This window comes from Micromonospora sp. WMMD558 (assembly GCF_049315255.1).
Classification (GTDB): Bacteria; Actinomycetota; Actinomycetes; order Mycobacteriales; family Micromonosporaceae; genus Micromonospora.
On record NZ_CP186061.1, the window covers coordinates 3,977,587 to 3,997,063 of the forward strand.

17 protein-coding genes are annotated in these 19,477 nt (G+C 73.6%); 14 read left to right on the forward strand and 3 right to left on the reverse strand.

Going from position 1 to position 19,477, the window contains the following annotated elements; genetic code table 11:
- The first annotated feature begins 66 nt into the window (after positions 1–66).
- The 4 genes from ACN26Y_RS19055 (at position 67) to ACN26Y_RS19070 (ending at position 4,800) form a co-directional block, all read left to right on the forward strand.
- Positions 67–1,080, forward strand: a complete 1,014-nt coding sequence (locus tag ACN26Y_RS19055) for a tripartite tricarboxylate transporter substrate-binding protein (RefSeq protein ID WP_422733170.1) — start codon at positions 67–69, stop codon at positions 1,078–1,080.
- Position 1,081: 1 nt separating this feature from the next.
- Positions 1,082–1,543, forward strand: coding sequence for a tripartite tricarboxylate transporter TctB family protein (locus ACN26Y_RS19060; protein ID WP_422733171.1), 462 nt, complete (start codon positions 1,082–1,084; stop codon positions 1,541–1,543).
- Between the two features lie 20 nt (positions 1,544–1,563).
- Positions 1,564–3,069, forward strand: a complete 1,506-nt coding sequence (locus ACN26Y_RS19065) for a tripartite tricarboxylate transporter permease (protein WP_155331584.1) — start codon at positions 1,564–1,566, stop codon at positions 3,067–3,069.
- Between the two features lie 144 nt (positions 3,070–3,213).
- Positions 3,214–4,800: a beta-N-acetylhexosaminidase gene (locus tag ACN26Y_RS19070; RefSeq protein WP_422733172.1), complete on the forward strand. Its 1,587-nt coding sequence runs from the start codon at positions 3,214–3,216 to the stop codon at positions 4,798–4,800.
- A gap of 102 nt (positions 4,801–4,902) precedes the next feature.
- On the opposite strand, the gene ACN26Y_RS19075 is transcribed toward ACN26Y_RS19070, so the two are convergent.
- The 3 genes from ACN26Y_RS19075 to ACN26Y_RS19085 form a co-directional block, all read right to left on the reverse strand.
- Entirely contained in the window at positions 4,903–5,454 is a 552-nt protein-coding gene (locus ACN26Y_RS19075; RefSeq protein ID WP_155331585.1) for a DUF5872 domain-containing protein, read from the reverse strand.
- 80 nt (positions 5,455–5,534) lie between these two features.
- Positions 5,535–6,776, reverse strand: a complete 1,242-nt coding sequence (locus tag ACN26Y_RS19080) for a DUF1501 domain-containing protein (RefSeq protein WP_155331586.1) — start codon at positions 6,774–6,776, stop codon at positions 5,535–5,537.
- Positions 6,777–6,791: 15 nt separating this feature from the next.
- Positions 6,792–8,093, reverse strand: a complete 1,302-nt coding sequence (locus ACN26Y_RS19085) for a DUF1800 domain-containing protein (RefSeq protein WP_422733173.1) — start codon at positions 8,091–8,093, stop codon at positions 6,792–6,794.
- 548 nt (positions 8,094–8,641) lie between these two features.
- On the opposite strand from ACN26Y_RS19085, the gene ACN26Y_RS19090 reads away from it, so the two are divergent.
- The 10 genes from ACN26Y_RS19090 to ACN26Y_RS19135 all read left to right on the forward strand — a co-directional run bounded on the left by ACN26Y_RS19090 (position 8,642) and on the right by ACN26Y_RS19135 (position 19,193).
- A complete protein-coding gene (locus tag ACN26Y_RS19090; protein WP_422733174.1) occupies positions 8,642–9,925 on the forward strand; it encodes a cytochrome P450 in 1,284 nt (427 codons plus the stop codon).
- A gap of 259 nt (positions 9,926–10,184) precedes the next feature.
- Positions 10,185–10,649: a helix-turn-helix transcriptional regulator gene (locus ACN26Y_RS19095; protein WP_155331589.1), complete on the forward strand. Its 465-nt coding sequence runs from the start codon at positions 10,185–10,187 to the stop codon at positions 10,647–10,649.
- A gap of 189 nt (positions 10,650–10,838) precedes the next feature.
- The gene (locus ACN26Y_RS19100; protein ID WP_422733175.1) at positions 10,839–13,289 is read left to right on the forward strand and encodes a nitrate- and nitrite sensing domain-containing protein; all 2,451 of its coding nucleotides are present in this window, start codon (positions 10,839–10,841) and stop codon (positions 13,287–13,289) included.
- 17 nt (positions 13,290–13,306) lie between these two features.
- On the forward strand, positions 13,307–13,702 hold the full coding sequence (locus ACN26Y_RS19105; RefSeq protein ID WP_155331591.1) for a roadblock/LC7 domain-containing protein: 396 nt from the start codon (positions 13,307–13,309) through the stop codon (positions 13,700–13,702).
- Between the two features lie 49 nt (positions 13,703–13,751).
- Positions 13,752–14,945, forward strand: a complete 1,194-nt coding sequence (locus ACN26Y_RS19110; RefSeq protein WP_155331592.1) for an ABC transporter substrate-binding protein — start codon at positions 13,752–13,754, stop codon at positions 14,943–14,945.
- On the forward strand, positions 14,942–15,829 hold the full coding sequence (locus tag ACN26Y_RS19115; protein WP_155331593.1) for a branched-chain amino acid ABC transporter permease: 888 nt from the start codon (positions 14,942–14,944) through the stop codon (positions 15,827–15,829). Before ACN26Y_RS19110 ends, ACN26Y_RS19115 begins: the two co-directional genes overlap by 4 nt.
- Entirely contained in the window at positions 15,826–16,839 is a 1,014-nt protein-coding gene (locus ACN26Y_RS19120; protein WP_422733176.1) for a branched-chain amino acid ABC transporter permease, read from the forward strand. The genes ACN26Y_RS19115 and ACN26Y_RS19120 overlap by 4 nt, the downstream gene beginning before the upstream one ends.
- A complete protein-coding gene (locus ACN26Y_RS19125) occupies positions 16,836–17,579 on the forward strand; it encodes an ABC transporter ATP-binding protein (RefSeq protein ID WP_422733177.1) in 744 nt (247 codons plus the stop codon). The genes ACN26Y_RS19120 and ACN26Y_RS19125 overlap by 4 nt, the downstream gene beginning before the upstream one ends.
- Positions 17,579–18,403 carry an ABC transporter ATP-binding protein gene (locus tag ACN26Y_RS19130; RefSeq protein WP_155331596.1) on the forward strand — a complete coding sequence of 275 codons (825 nt, stop codon included), beginning with the start codon at positions 17,579–17,581 and terminating at the stop codon, positions 18,401–18,403. The genes ACN26Y_RS19125 and ACN26Y_RS19130 overlap by 1 nt, the downstream gene beginning before the upstream one ends.
- Positions 18,384–19,193 carry a methyltransferase domain-containing protein gene (locus ACN26Y_RS19135; RefSeq protein ID WP_155331597.1) on the forward strand — a complete coding sequence of 270 codons (810 nt, stop codon included), beginning with the start codon at positions 18,384–18,386 and terminating at the stop codon, positions 19,191–19,193. Before ACN26Y_RS19130 ends, ACN26Y_RS19135 begins: the two co-directional genes overlap by 20 nt.
- Positions 19,194–19,477 lie beyond the last annotated feature (284 nt).

A 19,477-nucleotide genomic window follows, 5' to 3' on the forward strand; every position in this document is an offset into this window, starting at 1 on the left:
CGCCGGTCGAGACTGGGGCGGCGCACTCACGGACGAGTGCGCATGCGCTGACGAGGAGGCCCCGACATGACAACGACCAGGCACCGGGCCGCCGCGCGGATGATCGCCGCGATCGGCGCCGTTGCGCTCCTGGCCGCCTGTTCCGGCAACGGCGGCAGCGGCGGCGACGCCGGGAACTACCCGGACCGGAACATCACGTTCGTCGTGCCGTTCAGCGCCGGCGGTCCGACGGACACCGTCACCCGCATGATCGCCGAGCCGATGGCCGCGAAGCTGGGCGCCAAGATCGTCGTACAGAACGTCGAGGGGGCGGGTGGCACGGTCGGCGCCGGCGAGGTCGCGCGGGCCGAGCCCGACGGCTACACCGTGCTCATGCACCACATCGGCATGTCCACGGCGCCCGCCCTTTACCAGAACCTGGGTTACCAGCCGCTCGAGGACTTCGAGACGATCGGGCTCGTCACCGAGGTGCCGATGACCATCGTCGCCCGCCGGGACTTCCCGCCCACGACTCTCCAGGACCTGGTGAGCCACGTGAAGGCGAACGCCAACGAGGTCACCCTCGCCAACGCCGGCATCGGCGCCGCGTCCCACCTGTGCGGCCTGCTGTTCCAGCACGCCGCCGGTGTCAAGCTCCAGGAGGTCCCGTACGAGGGGACCGGCCCCGCGCTGACGGACCTCGTCGGCGGCCAGGTCGACTTCATGTGTGACCAGACGACTAACACCAGCGGCCAGATCTCCGGGGGCAAGGTCAAGGCGTACGCGGTCACCACCCCGGAGCGCGTGAAGAGCCTGCCCGACCTGCCCACCACCGCCGAAGCGGGGCTGCCCCAGCTCCAGGTCAGCGTCTGGCACGGCCTGTACGCCCCGAAGGGCACACCGCAGGACGTCGTCCAGAAGCTGTCCGAGGCGCTGACGGCGGCGCTCGCCGACCAGGCGGTGATCGACCAGATGGCGAAGCTGGGCACCGCGCCCGTCCCGGCGGCGGACGCGACCCCGCAGGCACACCGGGCGCACCTCGAGGAGCAGCTCGGCACCTGGGCGAAGATCATCGCCGACGCCGGGGTCAAGGCCTCCTGAGGTGGAACGCCGACGGTCCCTTCCGGACGTTCTGGCCGGAGGAATCTTCGTCCTCGTCGGCGGCGCATTCGTGGTGGGGTCGCTCAGCTACGAGCTGGGCACCCCGCTGCGGATGGGTCCCGGCTACTTCCCGCTGGTGCTCGGCGTGATCCTGGCCGCTCTCGGCCTGGCGATCGTCGGCAAGGGGCTCGTCGCGGGCGAGGCGCTCCCGTTCGGGGTGGTGCCCTGGCGGGCGGTCGCCGTCATCGTGGTCGCGGTCGTGTTCTTCGGATACAGCTTCCGGAAGCTCGGGTTCGTGCCCACGGCGGCGGTGACCGCCCTCCTCTCCACCCTGGCCAGCCGACAGGTGCGACTGCGCACGGCCGTGGTCGTGGCCGCCGGGTTGACCGTGGCCAGCACGCTCATCTTCGTCGTCGGCCTCCAGTTGCGGATCCCGCTGTGGGGTCCCTGGCTGTCGTTCTGACGCGCCACCCGGATTGAGGCATGGACCTTCTCGACAACCTCGTGCTGGGCTTCTCGACCGCCTTCCTGGTCCAGAACGTCCTCTACTGTTTCGTGGGCGTGCTGCTCGGCACGGCGGTCGGCGTGCTGCCCGGCATCGGACCGACGGCGACGGTGGCGATGCTGCTGCCGATCACGTTCAACTTCGAGCCGGTGACGGCGCTGATCATGCTGGCCGGCATCTACTACGGCGCACAGTACGGCGGCTCGACGACGGCCATCCTGATCAACCTGCCCGGTGAGTCGTCGGCGGCGGTCACCGCGCTCGACGGTCACGAGATGGCCCGGCAGGGTCGGGCCGGACCGGCGCTGGCCGCCGCCGCGATCGGGTCCTTCGTCGCGGGCACCCTGGCCACGGTCGTGCTGGCCGTCGCGGCCCCACCGCTGGCCCGCGTCGCGTTGCAGTTCGGCCCGGCGGACTACTTCTCGCTGGTGCTGCTCGGCCTGATCGTGTCGATCGCGCTGGCGCGTGGCTCGGTGCTCAAGGCGCTGGCGATGATCGCGCTCGGCGTCCTGTTCGGCACGGTCGGTCAGGACATCTACACCGGCACGCCCCGGTTCGTCTTCGACCAGCGCGAGTTGTACGGCGGCATCGATTTCGTGTCGGTGGCCGTCGGCATGTTCGGGGTGGCGGAGATCCTGCGCAACCTGGAGAACGAGCAGGGCCGCACGGCCATCGTCGGCAAGGTGCGGAACCTCTGGCCGACCCGCGAGGACCGGCGCCGGATCGCCGGCCCGATCCTGCGGGGCACCGGTCTCGGCGCCGCGCTGGGCGTGCTGCCCGGCGGTGGCCACGTGCTGGCCTCGTTCACCTCCTACGCCGTGGAGAAGCGGATCTCGAAGCGGCAGCAGGAGTTCGGGCGCGGCGCGATCGAGGGCGTCGCCGGCCCCGAGTCGGCGAACAACGCCGCCGCGCAGACGTCGTTCATCCCGCTGCTGACCCTGGGCCTGCCCGCCCATCCGGTGATGGCGCTGATGGTCGGCGCGTTCATCGTGCACGGCATCACCCCCGGCCCGAACGTCCTCGCCGACGAGCCGGCGCTGTTCTGGGGCCTGATCGCGTCGATGTGGATCGGCAACGTGCTCCTCGTGCTGCTGAACCTGCCGCTGATCGGCGTCTGGGTGCGCATGCTGCGCATCCCGTACCGGGTGCTGTTCCCCATGATCATTCTGTTCGCCGCGATCGGCACCTACTCGCTGAGCTTCAACCCGTACGACGTCTACGCGATCGTGTTCTTCGGGCTGCTGGGGTACATCCTGATCAAGTGCGGCTGCGAACCGGCGCCCCTGCTGCTCGGCTTCGTCCTCGGACCGCTGCTGGAGGAGAACCTGCGGCGCGCGCTCATCATCTCCCGCGGCGACTCGTCGGTCTTCCTGACCCGACCGATCTCCGCGGTGCTGCTGGCCCTGACCGTGGCAGCGCTCGTCGTCGCCCTCCTCCCGACCATCCGCAAGCGCCGCGACGTCGTGTTCGCCGAGGAGGAGTAGGCGAATCCCGACCGGACGCCGGGTCGCGCCCACCCGGCGGACGTTCGGAGACCTTACTGTAAGGAAGGTTTACAGGATGCGCACCGCGCGGGTAGCGTGCTGATCGATCGACCTGTATCGATTGCCGCGACCCTGGAGGTACTCGTGCGTCGGCGAAACACCATGACCCGCCTGCTGGCCGTGGCCGTACTCGGACTGCCGTTCGTCCTCCCGGTGGCCCCGGCCGTGGCCGCCCCGGTCCGGCAGCTGAGCGATGTGGTCCCCGCGCCCGTCGAGACCCGCCCCGACGCCCGGGGCACGTTCACGCTCGGCCCGCACACCGTCATCCGCACGTCGCCCGGCTCGGTCCCCGCCTGGCGGGTGGGGCGGCAACTCGCCGAGACGCTGCGCCCCGCGACCGGCTACCCGCTGCCGGTACTGCCGGTCCGCTCGACGCCGCTGCCGGAGATCGCCCTGGTCATGGAGGGCGCGGACGGGCGCGTCGGCCCGGAGGGATACCAGCTCGACGTCACCCGGCGGGGCGTGACGATCCGGGCGAACACGGCGGCCGGGCTGTTCGCCGGCACGCAGACGCTGCGGCAACTGCTGCCCGCCCGGATCGAGGCGTCCGAACGGCAGCGGGTCACCTGGTCGGTGCCCGGCGGGCGGATCGTGGACTATCCGCGCTTCGCGTACCGGGGGGCGATGCTCGACCTGGCTCGACACTTCCACACCGTCGACGAGATCACGGCGTACGTGGACCTGCTGAGCCAGTACAAGATCAACTATCTGCACCTCCATCTCACCGACGACCAGGGCTGGCGGATCCAGATCGACTCCTGGCCCCGGCTCGCCACCGTCGGCGGCGGTCCGGGCACCGGCGTCGACGGTGCCGGGCCCGGGTACCTCACCAAGGCCGACTACCAGGCCGTGGTGGCCCACGCCGCCGAGCGGCACATCACGATCGTTCCCGAGATCGACATGCCGGGGCACACCAACGCCGCCCAGTCGACGTACCCCGAACTCAACTGCGACGGAATCGCGCCGCCGCCCCGTACCGACATGGCGGTCGGCTACAGCTCCCTGTGCATCGACGACGAGTTGACCTACCGGTTCGTCGAGGACGTCATCCGCGAGGTCGCGGCGATCACGCCCGGGCCGTTCCTGCACATCGGCGGCGACGAGGCGCACGCGACCACGGACGAGGACTACCGCACGTTCATGGAGCGCGTGCTGCCGCTCGTCGCGAAGTACGGCAAGCGCACCTCGGGCTGGAACGAGATCGTGCAGGTGGACCCGCCGACCGACGTCGTGGCCCAGTTCTGGGGTACCGGCACGACCGACGACGTGCTGGCCGAGGCCGCCGCCCGGGGCAACAAGGTGATCATGTCGCCGGCGAGCAAGGCCTACCTCGACATGAAGTACGACGCCACCACCCGCCTGGGCCTGCGGTGGGCCGGCTACATCGAGGTGCGCGACGCGTACGGCTGGGACCCGGCGCACCGCGTGACGGGCGTCGGCGAAGACGCGATCCTCGGCGTCGAGGCGCCGCTGTGGTCGGAGACGCTGCGCAGCCTGGACGACATCGAGTACATGGCCTTCCCGCGCCTGCCCGCGATCGCCGAACTCGGCTGGTCGCAGGCGGCCAGCCACGACTGGGAGTCGTTCCGGACCCGACTGGGGGCGCAGGCGCCGCGGTGGCGCCTGCAGGAGGTGGACTTCTACCCGTCCCCCCAGGTGTCGTGGTCGTGACCGGTGAGCCGGGGGTCCGGGCCCCACGCGACCCGGACCCGCGTCGCCGGTCGGGTCGAGTTCGTCGTCACGGGTTGCGGGCGCGGCACCCCAACCGCCAGGTCAGCGGCGGTTGAGCTCCGACTGGAGCCGCTGGATCAGGGTCTTGCGGGCCTTGCCGCCGCGTTCCCGCTCCAGGGCCGCCTTGAGCTGGCGGGTGTCCAGGCCGTGGACGAGCTTGCTCGCCTCGGCGACCGTCAGCTCGGACAGCCTCCCCGCGGACGTGGCGTTCCGGCGGGCGCGCTTGGCCGGCCCGGTGTTGGGCACGTACTGCCGGCCCGACCTCGACTCCCTGCGCTTCTTGGCGTCGGTCGCGCGTCGCTCCTCGGGTGAGAGCCGCTTCCAGGCCTGCTCCGGAAGGTAGCGGCGGGTCTCGCCGTCCCGCCGCGCCCGGGTGTCGCCTTCCTTGGTCTGCCAGTTCTCGCTGCCCCACCGCTGCAGCGACTTCTGCCGCTCGTCCTTCGGGCCTTGGAAGCCACCTCCGCGCCGTTTGTACTCCTGGGTGAGCAGCTGCGACTTGCGGGCCGACCACTGTCCGGGCCGGCCGCCCTTGTCCGATGCCTTGATCTCTTCCTTGATCTGCTCCCGGAGATCGGGCTTGGTATACCGTGCCATCGCCGACCGTTACCCACCGATGGTCGGTTCATGTGCGATGCCCCGTCGGAGACCGTGCCGGTCCGGTCGGGGCCGCACGGTCACACGACGCCGGCCAGCCGGCCACGCCAGCCGTCCAGCACCGCACCCGGGTCGGTCTCCAGAACCTGCTCCAGCAGGGTGGCGTAGACGTCCCGAAAGTCGGTGGTGAACGTGAGGTCCCCGTCGTCCAGGTCGGTGAGGCTGGGTGCCTCGCCGTGCACTCCGCCGCGCACCGCCGACCCGAGCAGCAGCACGTCGGAGGCGGTGCCGTGGTCGGTGCCGTCGGAGGCGTTGGCACGCACCCGGCGCCCGAACTCGGAGTACACGGCCACCACGACCTTCCGGCCGGCCCCGCTCCGCGCCATCCGGTCCACAAAGGCGGTCACCGCGCGGTCCACCTGGCCGAGCAGCACCTCCTGCAACTGCTTCTCGTCGGCGTGCGTGTCGAAGCCGCCGAGCGAGACCGAGAAGACCCGAGTCATCACCCCGGCCTCGACGCACTGCGCGACGAGGTCGAGCTGGGCGTCGAGCGGAGTGCGGGCACCCCCGGTCGCGGTGGCGGGGCCGGCCTCGCCGTCCGCCTCCGGCTCGTCGGTGCCGGCGGCGTCGTGCACCGTGCGCACCATCTCGTCGACCGACAGCAGGTCGGCGAAGCAGGCGGCGGCCCGGGCCCGGGCCGCCGATTCGCCCGATTCGGTGGCGGCGAGCGCGGCGAGGACCGGCTCGGGCAGGCCGCGCGCCGCCTTTCGCTCGGTCACCGGCACCGAGGCACCCGCCGCGCGCTCACCGGCGAGCAGCGGGGGCAGGGCCGGCTCGAACGACACCGCGAGTCGGGGGTCGCCGCCGGCGCGGTCCAGCCACCGACCGAGCCACCCTGTGGTGCCGGGGCGCGCCGGCTGGGCGGTGTGCCAGATGTCCATCGACCGGAAGTGGCTGCGGTCCGGCTTCGGGTAGCCGACACCCCGGACCACCGCGAGCCGGCCCTCGCCGTGCAGACGGTGCAGCCCGCCCAGCGCCGGGTTGAGGCCCACCGTGTCGTCGAGCCGCTTCACCTGCTCGGCGGAGTAGGCCAGTTCGGGACGGGCGGAGTAATACGCCGGATCGGTGTACGGGACGACCGTGTTGAGACCGTCGTTGCCGCCGTACAGGGTGACCAGGACCAGCGTGGCGGCGTCCGGGTCGCGGTCGCCGGCGGTGGCGAACAGGTCGTCCAGGCGGTACGCGGCGGCGCCGGCCGCGAGCGCGGTCGCGCCGACCACCCCGCTCGCCAGGAGGAACCGTCGTCGGGTCAGGGCGTCCATCGGGCTTCCTCCGGCTCAGCTGACGGTGTATTCGGGACTGACCAGGCCGGCGGCCAGTAGCTGCCGTGGCTCACCGGCCAGCGGCGTCAGGGCGGCCCGGGTGCGGTCGCTCCAGCTGTCCACGACGAGCAGCCGGGCGAGCGCGTCGAGCCGGCCGTCCGGCGGCGCGGCGGCGAGACGGTCCAGCGCGGCGGGGGCGGCGACGGCGGCCAGCAGGTTCGCCGAGCGGAGTCGAGCCTGCAACGACGAGGTGGTCAACCAGGCGCCGCCCGCCGGCCAACCGCCGACACTCGGCGGGCGCAGGGGTACCTGGTCCATCGCCTCCAAGCCGGCGAGCAGCTGCCGGCGTCGCTGCTCCGGCAGGGTGGAGGGGCGGACGCCGAGCTGACGTAGCGCCCCGACCAGCCACTCGACGGGCTGCTTGACGAGGGTGCCCGGGCTCTGCGCGAAGGCTGGCGCGGTGAACACCCGGCGCAGCGTACCGACGGTGTCCGGGCCGGCGAGGTCGGCCGGTGCGGGCACCTGCGGGCCGGCGTACCGGAACCACAGCCGGCTCGCGACGAACCGCGCGGCCTCCGGACGGCTGGCCAGCAGCCGGGCGTACGCCGTGGCGTCGAGGTCGCCGGTGACCCCGAGGATGGTCTTCGGCCCCGGGTCGTGCCGGCGCGGGGTGAACCGGGCCGCCCCGGTGCGGCGGTCCACCACCCAGCCGGTGAGCGCCCGGGCGCCCTCCCTCACATCCGTCTCGGTGTAGCCGCCGCCGATGCCGAGCGTGAAGAGCTCCATCAGCTCGCGGGCCAGGTTCTCGTTCGGCGCCTTCCGGGTGTTCCTGTGGCCGTCCAACCAGAGGATCAGGGCGGGATCGCGCACCATCGCGGTCACCAGCGCGTCCAGCGGACCGCGCCCGTGCCGGCGTAGCGTTTCCAGGTGCCGCAGCATCAGCGGCGCGGACCGGACCTTGCGTACGCTGGTCGCCCAGTGGCCGTGCCAGAAGAACAGCAACTTCTCGCCCGCCTGGTCGTCGGCAGCGACCATACGGTCCAGCCACCAGCCGGACAGCCGCAGCACCTGCTCGCGTCGCTCCCGGTTGGCCGCCTGCCGCTGCTCCCGGGTCGGCTTGTCGGCCAGTTCCGCGTACGGGTCCGGGCCCAGCGCAGGTAGCGGGGTCGCTGCCGTTCCCCGGTCGGCGCCGGGCGGGGCGAGCAGTGAGTCCAGAGTGGCCGCCACGCCGGCCCGCTCCGCCGCGTCCACCTCCCCGGCCGTCGGGCCGAAGGTGGCGCGACGCAGCAGATGTGCGACGGCTTCCCGCTCAGTCATGTGCAGCAACGCTAGTCCGCCGATGTTCGAGTCAGGTAAGGGCAAGGTTCGGGGGAGGTCGCTCCGGTCGCTGCCCCGCGTGCCGGCCCGACAGACGCCGTGGAGTATTGCCGGAGCTTGTTCCCGACAATGGCAGCGGCGGATGCGCGGCCGAGACAATGGACGCGCGCGTCCCCAGAATGCGATGCGGGCGTGGCCGCGCCGTCGTGGCCGCGAATGACAACGAGAGGCCGTGGACAGGTCCGCCTCTCGGTGACACCCGGACCGTTGCGGGTGGAACCGCGATGTTCGGGCGCTGGCGCGAACCCCGGGTTGCTGGGTCGTTTGCGCTGCTCATAGGCGGTTTCACCGCGCAAGCGGCGGGCCGCAATTTGCAGGTGGGCAAGGAAATGTGCAATGTCACGGAGTCGCAATTCCCAATCGACATTCACCGACAAGGACAATTCTTGACTTGATTCGGTCGTTCGCGCACCGTGAAGGTGTCCGGCGGCGATCAGGACCGTCCGGATGCTGCGTCGAATCCGATATTCGACAGTCAGGAGGCGGTCATGCGGTTGAATCCGTTCGCCGGTGCGTATCTCGCCGATCCGGCGCAGGTCTGGCGGCAGCTCCTCGACGTGCCCGGCGGGGTGCATCACGACGACGAGCTGGGGCTGTGGTTGATCACCAGGCACGCGGACGTGCGCCGGGCGCTGAGCGACGCCGGGGCCTTCGGCAACGCGCTCACCCTCGCGCCGGTCTACGACGTCTGCCCGGAGGCGATGGACGTCGTCATGCGGATCGACGCGCCGCCCACGACGGCCGCCGCCGACCCGCCGGTGCACCCCCGGACCCGGCGGGCGCTGCGGGCGACCTTCGCCAACACCCCGGACCGGGTGGAGCGGCGGTACGGCGCGATCGTGCGGCGCCGGGTCGACGAACTGGTGTCCCGGCTCGTCGCCCGGGACGGCGGCCGGGCCGACCTCGTCCCGGACTTCACCACCGAGCTGCCCCTGCTGGTCCTGCTCGACATCCTCGGCGTGCCGGAGGGGGACATCGGGCGGGTCCGGGCCTGGGCGGACGGGCAGATCGCGCTGATCTGGGGGAGGCCGGACCCGGCCGAACAGGTTCGGCTGGCGCAGGGGCTGCTGGAGTTCTGGCGCTACTGCCAGCAGTTCGTCGGCCGCCGGCTCGACGGCGGCCGGTACGGCGACGACCACGTCGGCCGGTTGCTGGCGTACCGCGACGGTGACGACGAGGTGCTCACCGTGGCCGAGGTGTCGAGCATCGTGTTCAACCTCCTGGTGGCGGGGCACGAGACCACGGCCGGGCTGCTCGCCCACGCGCTGGACCAGGCGCTGTCCAGTCCGGGCCGGTGGCGGGCGCTGACCGAGGACCCGGGGCTGATTCCCGGGTTTCTCACCGAGACGTTGCGGTACGCGCCCGCCATCGACGGTTGGCTGCGGGTGACCACCCGACCGGTCCTCATGGGCGGTGTCACCATCCCGGCGGGGGCGCGCTGCCTGCTGCTGATCGGCGCGGCGAACCGGGACCCGGCGGTGTTCGCCCGGGCGGACCGGTTCGACCCCGCCCGGCCCGACGCCGGCGACCATCTCTCCTTCGGGCACGGGCCGCACTTCTGCATCGGCGCCGCACTCGCTCGACTGGAGGCCGGGATCGCGCTGGACCGGCTCGCCGCGGCCCTTCCCGGCCTGCGGCTGGCGACCGGCCACCGCCGTTCGTACCAGCCCAACCTCGCGTTCCGCGCGCACCGCGGCCTGCCGGTGGTCATCGACACGGCACGGCCGTCCGGCAGCCGGACGGCGTCCGGCGTCGAGCGGCCGGCGGCCTGACGCATGCTGCCGCACGGGGCGTCGACCGGGCGACCGGGCCGGATCGGGCGACCGCCGCCGGCCTGCGGGCACGCACCGTCCGCGCCGGATCCGCCGGGTCGTCCCGAGCAACCGTCCACCCCCGCCGGGCGAACACTCAGCGCAGTCACGTCTTCACACCCGTTGATCCGTGGGTTAAGAATTGTCCCCTGCGAACGCCCAGTCATCGCCCAACCTCGGTCTGACGCCGATGCCGAGCCGGCGTCGTGAAGGTGAGCACATGGACCGCACGCCACCGTCGAGCGCCGCACCCTCCGACGCCAGCCATCGGTTCCGCTCCGAACTGCGCGGCTGGCGGACCCGGCAGGGGCTGACCCAGCGGGCGCTGGCGGAGCGGGTCCGGTTCAGCCGGGAGACGGTCGCCGCGGTCGAGTCCGGCCGCCGGTACGGCAGTCAGGAGTTCGCCGTCCGCTGCGACGAGGTGCTCGGCACCGGGGGCCGGCTGGCGGCGTTGTGGCCGCAGGTCGCGGCCGAGCAGTTGGCCGCGGATGGTCGGCGCGGGCCCCGGGCCGGGGAGACACCGCGGGCGGACCCGGACGGTGCCGCGCCGGTCCACCTGCGGGACGCGCGCAACCCGGAGGCGGTCGTGGCGGCCGCCATCGACGAGTTGCGGGAGCTGATCGGCCAGGTGCTCGGCCAGCCGGAGACCGGCGGACCGCCGCGCCGGTCGGCCGACCAGCGCTGACCCTCGCCCGGGAGTACACCGGACCTGGGGAAGTGTCCCTTCAGCGCTGCCTGACTCTGGGTACAGATGCTGGTACGGGCTGTTTGTACCACCGTCAGGTCTGGTCTCCGAGCACAGGTTCCGGCGCAATGAGACGTGCAAACGGCAATCTGCACACAGACCTTCGTAGATGAAGTGCAGGAGTCACTCTTGGCGTCGAGCACGAGGTCCCACGCGGCCCGACCCTACCCGACGCGCCGCCGCGGCTGGAAGATAGCCGGCCGGCTGCGGCTGATCGTGGCGGCCCCGCTGGTCGCGGTGATGGGCTTCGCCGGGCTGGCACTGACCGAGAGCGCCCGCCAGACCACCCGCGCGAGCGATCTCGGGCTCCTGGCACAACTCGGCGCCGAGGCCGGCGACCTGGCCCACCGGTTGCAGCACGAGCGCATCGCCGCCGCCGACCTGCTGACCCGGGGCGCGCCCGAGCAGCAGGAGGCCTTCGCCGACGTCACCGCCGCGACCGACGACGCCGTCGCCCGCTACCAGCGGCAACGGGCGCGGATGCCCGCCGCGCCCGCCACCGACCAGGCCGTCCTGCTGCGGGTCGACGCGGCCCTGGCCAGCCTGCCGCCGTTGCGTGCGCAGGTGCGGACGGCGGAACACGCCTCGGTGTCGGCGATGACCTTCAGCTACCGGATCGCCATCGCCGACCTGTTCAGCCTGCGCGAGAGCGTCACCCTCGGGGTGGTCAACCCTTCGATCGCGGACGGCATCCGAGCCTCCGCGGCGCTGTCCAAGGCCGCCGAGGCGGTCGGCCAGCAGCAGGTCGCCGTCCTGCGGGCGGTCGCGGCCGATCAGCTGACCCCCGCCGTGCAGCAGGACATCACGGCCGCCCGGGCGGGCTTCACCGAGTCCAGCCTGTCCTTCCTCGCGCTCGCCCGGCCCGACTGGCGGGGCTGGTGGGCGCAGGCCGGCAGCGGCGAGGACGCCCTGCTGCTGCAACGGATGCAGGACGAGGTGTCCAGAACCCGGTCCGGGAGCCGGCTCCGGCTGGACCTCGGCACCTGGGTCGCCGCGACCCAGCAGTGGACCGTCCGCCTGGCCGAGCTGCGCCACCGGGTCGACGCGGCGGTGCTCGACGACATCCGGGCCGCGCACGCGGACCAACGCCGACGCACGGTCGTGGAGGCCGCCGCCGCACTGGTGGCCCTGCTGCTCACCGCGCTGGTCACCTGGGCGGTGGCGCGGCAGATCACCCGGCGGCTGCACCGGCTGCGGGACGCCGCGAACCAGGTCGCCTTCGAGCGGCTGCCGCAGGTCGTGGCCCGCCTCCAGCAGCCGGACAGCTCCTCGGTGGACCCGGACGACCTGGCCCGCCGGCAGGCCGCCGACGCCCTGGAACCGTCCAGCGACGACGAGATCGGCGAGGTGGGGGAGGCGTTCAGCGCGGTGCACCGGGCGGCCGTGCGTACCGCGGCCGAGCAGGCCGTCATGCGGGCCAACACCGCCGACATCTTCATCCACCTCAGCCGCCGGGAGCAGCGGCTGGTCGACGCGGTGCTCGCCCAGGTCGACAAGGTCGAGCAGGACGAGACCGACCCCGAGCGGCTGCACCAGCTGTACACGCTGGACAACCTGGCCACCCGCATGGGGCGGATCAACGCCAGCCTGCTGGTGCTCGGCGGGGTCGGCGTCGGGCGGGTGCGGCGGCACGACGTACCGCTGCAACACGTGCTCCAGGCCGCGCAGAGCCAGATCGAGCACTACGCCAGGATCCGCCTCGGCATGGTCGACGGCGACGTCGCGGTCGCGGCCGGGACCGTCGACGAGATCGTGCACCTGCTGGCCGAGCTGATGGACAACGCCACCGGGTACTCCCCGCCGGACACCGAGACGTGGGTGACCGGACGCAGCCTGGGCGACCGGGTGATCGTCCAGATCAGCGACGAGGGCGTGGGGCTGTCCCCGCAACGTCGCCAGCAGCTCAACGACCTGCTCGCCCGCCCGCCCGCCATCGACGTCGCCGCCGTGCGGGCGATGGGGCTGGTCGTCGTGGGGCAACTCGCCGCGCGGCTGGGCGTGGCCGTCCAACTCCGCCCCGGTCCCCGCCGCGGCACCATCGCCGAGGCGGCGCTCCCGGGAACGATGATCCGGCCGATGCCGCCGGAGGAGTTCCTGCTCACGCCCGCTCGACCGTCCCGGCGCGCGGCGCGGGCCGCCGTCGCGCCGCCGGCCCACCGGCCAGGCCCACAGCCGCAGGCCGGGAGAGCGGTGAGCGACCGGGTGCTGCCAGCGGCGCCGGTCTTCCGGCCCGCGCCGACGCCGCCCGGGCGGGGCGACGCGCCGACCGAGGAGCTCCGCATCTTCCAGCAGACGAACCAGTGGTTCCAGGCCGACCGCCCCGACGGGGCCGACGGGACACCGTGGGCGAGCCCCGCCGACGACGCCTGGCGCACGGCCGCCCGTGCCCACCCGCCAGAGGTCACCGACACCACCTCCGCCGGCCTGCCCCGGCGGCAGCCGCAACGGCTGCTGGTGCCGGGCGGCGTCACGGTGCCCCAGCAGCGCTCCGAGTACCGCGACCCGACCCAGGTGGCCAGCGCGATGGCCGCGTACGCGCGGGGAGTCGCCGGCCGCCGGCCCAACCTGGTCAACAACTGATCCGACAGGGAGTGCACGTGACCGACCAACAGGATCTCGGCTGGCTGCTGGACGCCTTCGCCGAGCGCGCCACCGAGGTCAGCCATGCGATCGCCATCTCCAGCGACGGCCTCATGGTGGCCGCCACCCGCGGCCTTCCGCCGGACCGGGCCGACCAGCTGGCGGCGACCGGCAGTGGGCTGGTGAGCCTCCTGCGCGGCGCGGCGGCGTTCTTCGGCGCGGGCGCGGTGATCTCCAACGTCACCCAGCTGGAGGGCGGCTTCATGTTCTCCATGGCCTTCAACGACGGCGCCTCCCTGCTCGTGCTCGCCGACCCGCGGTGCGATGTCGGCAAGGTCTCCTACGAGATGACCGAGCTGGCGAACCGCATCGGCGACGCGCTGACCCCGGCGGCGCTCAGCCGCAGCCGCTGACACCCCGGCGCCCGCACGCCGGAACTCCACCCCTTCCCCAGGAGAGAAGATGTCACTGACCACCCCGCGGCGCCGCCGTGCCCGCACCGCGGCGCTGCTCGCCCTGATCCTGCTCGCCGCGTCCGGCTGTGCCGACGGCGAGCGCGGCGCCTCGTCAAGCGGACCGGTCAAGATCGGCCTGCTGGCCTCCCTGTCCGGCACGTACCAGGCGGTCGGCAAGGATATCCGCGACGGTTTCGAGCTCTACCTGTCCACGCACGACGGCAAGCTCGGCGGTCGCTCGGTGGAACTCGTGGTCGCCGACGAAGGCAACGGCGCGGCCACCGCGGTGCCCGCCGCGACGAAGCTGCTCAAACAGGACCGGGTGGTCGCGCTCACCGGCATCGTCGGTGGCGGTTCGGTGGCCGCGGTCTACCCGCTGCTCAACGAGACCCGGGTGCCGCTGGTCGGCTCGAACGGGCGTCCGGAGCTGAAGGACGTGTCCCGGATCTGGCACACCTCCTACCTCTCCGACGAGCCGGGGGAGGCGATCGCCCAGCACGTGCGCGACAACGTCGAGGGCAGCGTCTACGCGATCGGCCCGGACTACCAGGGCGGCTGGGACGAGCTGCGCGGCTTCACCGACACGTTCGTGAAGGCCGGTGGCACCCTGGCCAACCCCGACGGCAGGACCACCTTCACCCCGTTCCCGACGACCACCAACTTCACCCCGTACTTCGCGCGGATCAAGGCCTCGGGCGCGGACGCCGTCTACACCTTCTACGCCGGCAGCGCGGCCGTCGACTTCGTCAAGCAGTACGCCCAGTCGGAGATCAAGGACCTGCCCCTCTACGCCGCCGGCTTCCTGACCGAGGGCGGTGTCCTGCAGGCGCAGGGCGAGGCCGCCCGCGACATCTACTCGGTGCTCAACTACTCGCCCGACCTCGACAACGCGGAGAACCGGGCCTTCGTGGCGGCCTGGAAGGCCACGAAGGACGGCTCCCCGACGACGTACGCGATGGCCTCGTACGACGCCGCGGCGGTGCTGGACCGGGCCATCGCCGCCGCCGGGGACGATCCGACCCCGGAGAGCATCAACGCGGCCATCGGCCAGCTCGGCCAGATCGCCAGTCCGCGCGGCAGCTGGCAGTTCTCACCGAGCACCCACGCGCCCGTGCAGAAGTGGTATCTGCGCCAGGTGCGCCAGGACGGCCGGGCGCTGTCCAACACCGTCGTGGACGACCTCGCCACCGTCGGCGGGTGACCGCGGTGGCGCTCCGGTTCGACCCGTACGTCGTGCCGGCCCTGGACGGGGTGGCCTACGGACTGCTGCTGTTCGTCGCGGCGGCGGGGTTGGTGCTCAGCTTCGGCGTCGCCGGCATTCTGAACCTGGCGCACGGCACCCTCTACGCGATCGGCGGCTACACCGCCGCCGCGCTGCTGGACGGTGGCTGGCCGAGTCTGGTCCTGGCGCTGGCGGTCGGGGTCGTCGCCGCGACCGCGGCCGGCGCGCTGGTCGCCGTGCTGCTCACCCGGGTCGCCGCGGGTAACCACCTCACCCAGGCGCTGCTGACGTTCGGGGTGGCGCTGGCCGGCGGGAGCCTGCTCGTCGGGGCGTTCGGGCCGGACGATCCGCCGGTGCGCGTACCCGCCGCGCTGGACGGGACGGTGGTCGTCGCCGGCCACCGCTATGCGGCGTACCGGCTGGTCTTCATCGTCGTCGCCGCGCTGCTCGCCGGCCTGCTGCACCTCGCGGTGCGCCGTACCCGGGCCGGGATGCTGGTCCGCGCGGCCGTCGACGACGCGGAGATGGTGGCCGTCCTGGGGGTGAGCCCGGCCTGGATCCGGGTGGGCGTGCTCACCGTCGCCGGGGCCCTGGCCGGCGCGGCGGGCGTGCTGGGCGCGCCGATCATCGGACCCGGGCCGGACACCGCCGACGTGGTGCTGCTGCTGTCCCTGGTCATCGTCGTCCTCGGCGGGCTCGGGTCGATGACCGGCACCCTGCTCGCCGCCCTCGCCGTCGGGCAGGTCCAGACCCTGGGCGTCGCGCTCGCCCCGTCCGCCGCCCCGTTCCTGCTCTTCGCCGCCATGGCGGCGGTGCTCGCGGTGCGGGCGCGGCGCCTGGCCCCGGCCCGGAGGACGACGTGAGGGAGGAGGCCGTCGGCGCCCTGCGGCGCGGCGTCGCCGTGGTCGTCCTGGCCGCGCTGGTGCTGGCACCGTGGGCCGTCGACGACTACACCGCGGCGCTGCTCGCCCGTACCTTGGCGCTCGGCCTGGTCGGGGTCAGCGTCGCCCTGCTCACCGGCGTCGCCGGGCTGCCGACCCTGGGGCAGACCGCGCCCTACGCGGCGGGCGCCTACGCCAGCGCCGTCGTCGGCAGTCAGCTCTCCGACGTCGGCGTGGTGCACCTCGCCGTCGCGGCGGCGGCGGGCGCGGCGCTGGCCGCGATGACCGTCCCGCTGGTGGTGTCCGCGCGGGGGGTGGTGGTCCTGATGATCACCCTGGCGGTCGGCGAACTCGTGGTCACCGTCGCCGGGCGGTGGCGGTCGGTGACCGGCGGGACGGACGGGCTCGCCGGCGTCCCGGCCGTCCGTCCGTTGTGGGGGTTGCCGGTGCTGGCCACCGACCGGGCCCGCTACCTCTACACGCTGGCGATCGTCGTGGTGCTGGTCGGCGTGGTGCTGCTGGTCCTGCGTACCCGGGTCGGGCTGTTGCTGCGGGCCGGCCGGGACGACGAGGCGCGGCTGCGGGCCAGCGGGCACCGGGTACCGGTCCACGTCGCTGGCGTCCACGTCGCCGCGGGGGCGGTCGCGGGCGCCGCGGGCTCCGTGCTGGTGGTGGCCCAGCGGTACGTCTCGCCGGCCGACTTCGGTTTCGACACCTCCGCCCTGCTGCTGCTCGGCGTGGTGATCGGCGGTACGGCGTCGGTCGGCGGCGCCCTGGTCGGAGCCGTGATCGTCATCGCCGCCCGGGACTGGCTGTTCGGCGTGCTCCCCGGGCAGGCGCCCCTCGTGCTGGGACTGGCCTTCGTGGTCACCGTCCACCTGCTGCCCGGCAACGGTCACCGGCGGCCGGCGGTGCGCGGGCGGCTGTTCCCGGACCTCGTGGCCCGACGGCCCCGCCGGGACCGGCCCGCACCGACGGGAGCCCGGGCATGACACCGCTGCTGTCGGCCCGGGGTGTGACCGTGCGCTACGGCGCCCTGGCCGCGCTGGACGGCGTCGACCTGCGGATCGACCACGGCCAGCGGCACGCCCTGATCGGGCCCAACGGGGCCGGTAAGACCACGCTGCTCGACGTGCTCGGCGGGTCGACCCCGGCGGGCGGGGGACGGGTGCTCCTCGCCGGCCGGGACGTCACCCGGCTCGGCCCGGCCGCCCGGTCGAGGCGGGGGATCGGCCGGATCCACCAGCGCCCCGCCGTCTGGTCGACGCTGACCGCGATCGAGAACGTCGTGGTCGCCGCGCTGCCCCACGCGGTGCGCGCCGACCGGTGGCGACCGGGCGGGCGGCGGCGGGCCGCCGAGCGCACCGCGACGACCCTGCTGGAGCGGGTGGGCCTGCCGGAGCTCGGCGGGATCCCCGCTGGCCGGCTCGCCCACGGCCAGCGCCGCCAGTTGGAGATCGCCATGGCGCTGGCCGGCCGGCCCCGACTGCTGCTGCTCGACGAACCGGCCGCGGGGCTGTCCGGCGTCGAGGTCGAGCGGCTGGTGGGGTTCCTGCGGGCGCTGCCCCGCGCCGTCGCGGTGCTGCTGGTGGAGCACCGGCTGGACCTGGTGTACGCGCTCTGCGACACGGTGACCGTGCTGCGGGACGGCCGGACGTTGGCCACCGGGACGCCGGCCGAGATCCGTGCCTCCGGTCCGGTGCGCCGGGCCTACGCGGAAGGGATGGCCTGATGCTGCGGATGGAGCAGCTCTGCGCCGGCTACGCCGGTGGGATCGTGCTGCACGAGGTGAGCCTCGACGTGGCGGCCGGCACCGTCCTGGCGGTGGTGGGCCGCAACGGCGCCGGCAAGAGCACCCTCGTGCACACCGTCGCCGGGTTGGTGCGGCCGTACGGCGGGCGGATCGAGATCGGCGGTGTGCAGGTGGCCGGCCGGCAGCCGCACCGGATCGCCCGGTCCGGGGTCGGTCTCGTCCCGCAGGGCCGGCGGGTCTTCTCCCGGCTGACCGTGGCCGAACACCTGGTCCTGGCCGCGGCGCCGTGGCGAGCCGCGACGCCCGGCGGCGAGGGGTGGACGGTCACCCGGATCCTGGAGCTGCTGCCACGGTTGGCGACCCGGCTGCGCCATCGTGGCGACCAGTTGTCCGGCGGCGAGCAGCAGATGCTGGCGATCGCCCGCGCCCTGCTCGGCCAGCCCCGGGTGCTGCTGCTCGACGAGCCGTGCGAGGGCCTCGCCCCCGACCTGGCGGCCCGGGTGCGGGACCTGGTCGGCGTCCTGGCCCGCACCGGGCTGACCGTGCTGCTGGTGGAGCAGCAGCTAGAGCACGCCATCGAGGTCGCGGACCGGATCGCGGTGCTCGAGTACGGCCGGGTGGTCTACGACCGGCCGGCGAGCGAGGCCCGGACCGACCCGGGCGCGCTGGCGGCGATGCTCAGCGTCGCCGCGGTCGCGGAGCCGCCGGCTCCCCGGCCGGTGCCCGGGCTCTGGGCAGATCCCGCGTACCCGACCCGACAACCGTGGACAGGAGTGAGTCATCATGCCGACCGGCATCCGTGACAGCGGGTACACCTTCGACAACGGCTCCCCGGAGGCGGTGCCCCAACTGCGGGCCCTGGAGTCGTTCCTGGATCCGGTGACGGCTCGTCGGATCGCCCCGCCGGTGCTCGCTCCGGGCGCCGTGTGCTGGGAGGTCGGCGCCGGCGGCGGCTCGGTGGCCCGCAGCATGGCCCGGGCGGTCGGTCCGGCGGGCCGGGTGCTGGCGACCGACATCGACACCACGCACCTCGCCCCGGCCGCCAATCTCGACGTACGCCGGCACGACGTGCGCAGCGACCCACCGCCCGGCGACGCGTTCGACCTGGTCCACGCCCGGCTGGTGCTGCTGCACCTGCCGGAGCGGCGGCGGGTGCTGGCCACCCTGGCCGGCGCGCTGGCCCCGGGCGGGTGGTTGGTGGTCGAGGAGTTCGACTGCACCGCGCCGCTGCGGGTGCTGACCGCGCCCAACGACGACGCGGCGAAGCTCTTCGCCCAGGTGACCGACGCCATGCTCGGCGTTCTGCAGACCCACGGCGCGGACCTGGCCTGGGCGCAGGACGTGCACGCCGAGCTGGTGGGCGCCGGCCTCGTCGACGTCGACACGGTGACCCACTCACGGAGCTGGCCCGGAGGCTCGACCGGGGCGTCGCTGTACGGGACGAACTCCCGCCAGCTGGAGCCCGAACTGCTCGACGCGGGCCTGTCGGCCGGCCAACTGGAGGCGTTCCGCAGGCTGCTGCGGGACCCGGCGTTCGCCGTGATGTCGTACCAGTTCGTGTCGACCCGGGGCCGGCGGCCGGCGGAGCGGTAGGCAGCCGCCGCCGACCGCCCCACCCCGGGGGCGCGCCCAGCCCGCCGATGCGTTCCCCGGGTCCGCCGGCGACAGCGGCGGTCAGGCCGCCGGCCGGCGGCGGCCGAGCGACAGCAGCAGGCCGACGGCGGTGAGGGTGGCACCGGCGACGGCGGCGTACCCCCACGACGGCGTTGTAGCCCTGGCTCACCGAATGGTCGACGAACTGCCGGAACTGCGCGTCGATGCGGGCCACCGCGTCGGCGTCCACCCACGGCGCCCGCGGCCGCAGCGCCTCCCGGACC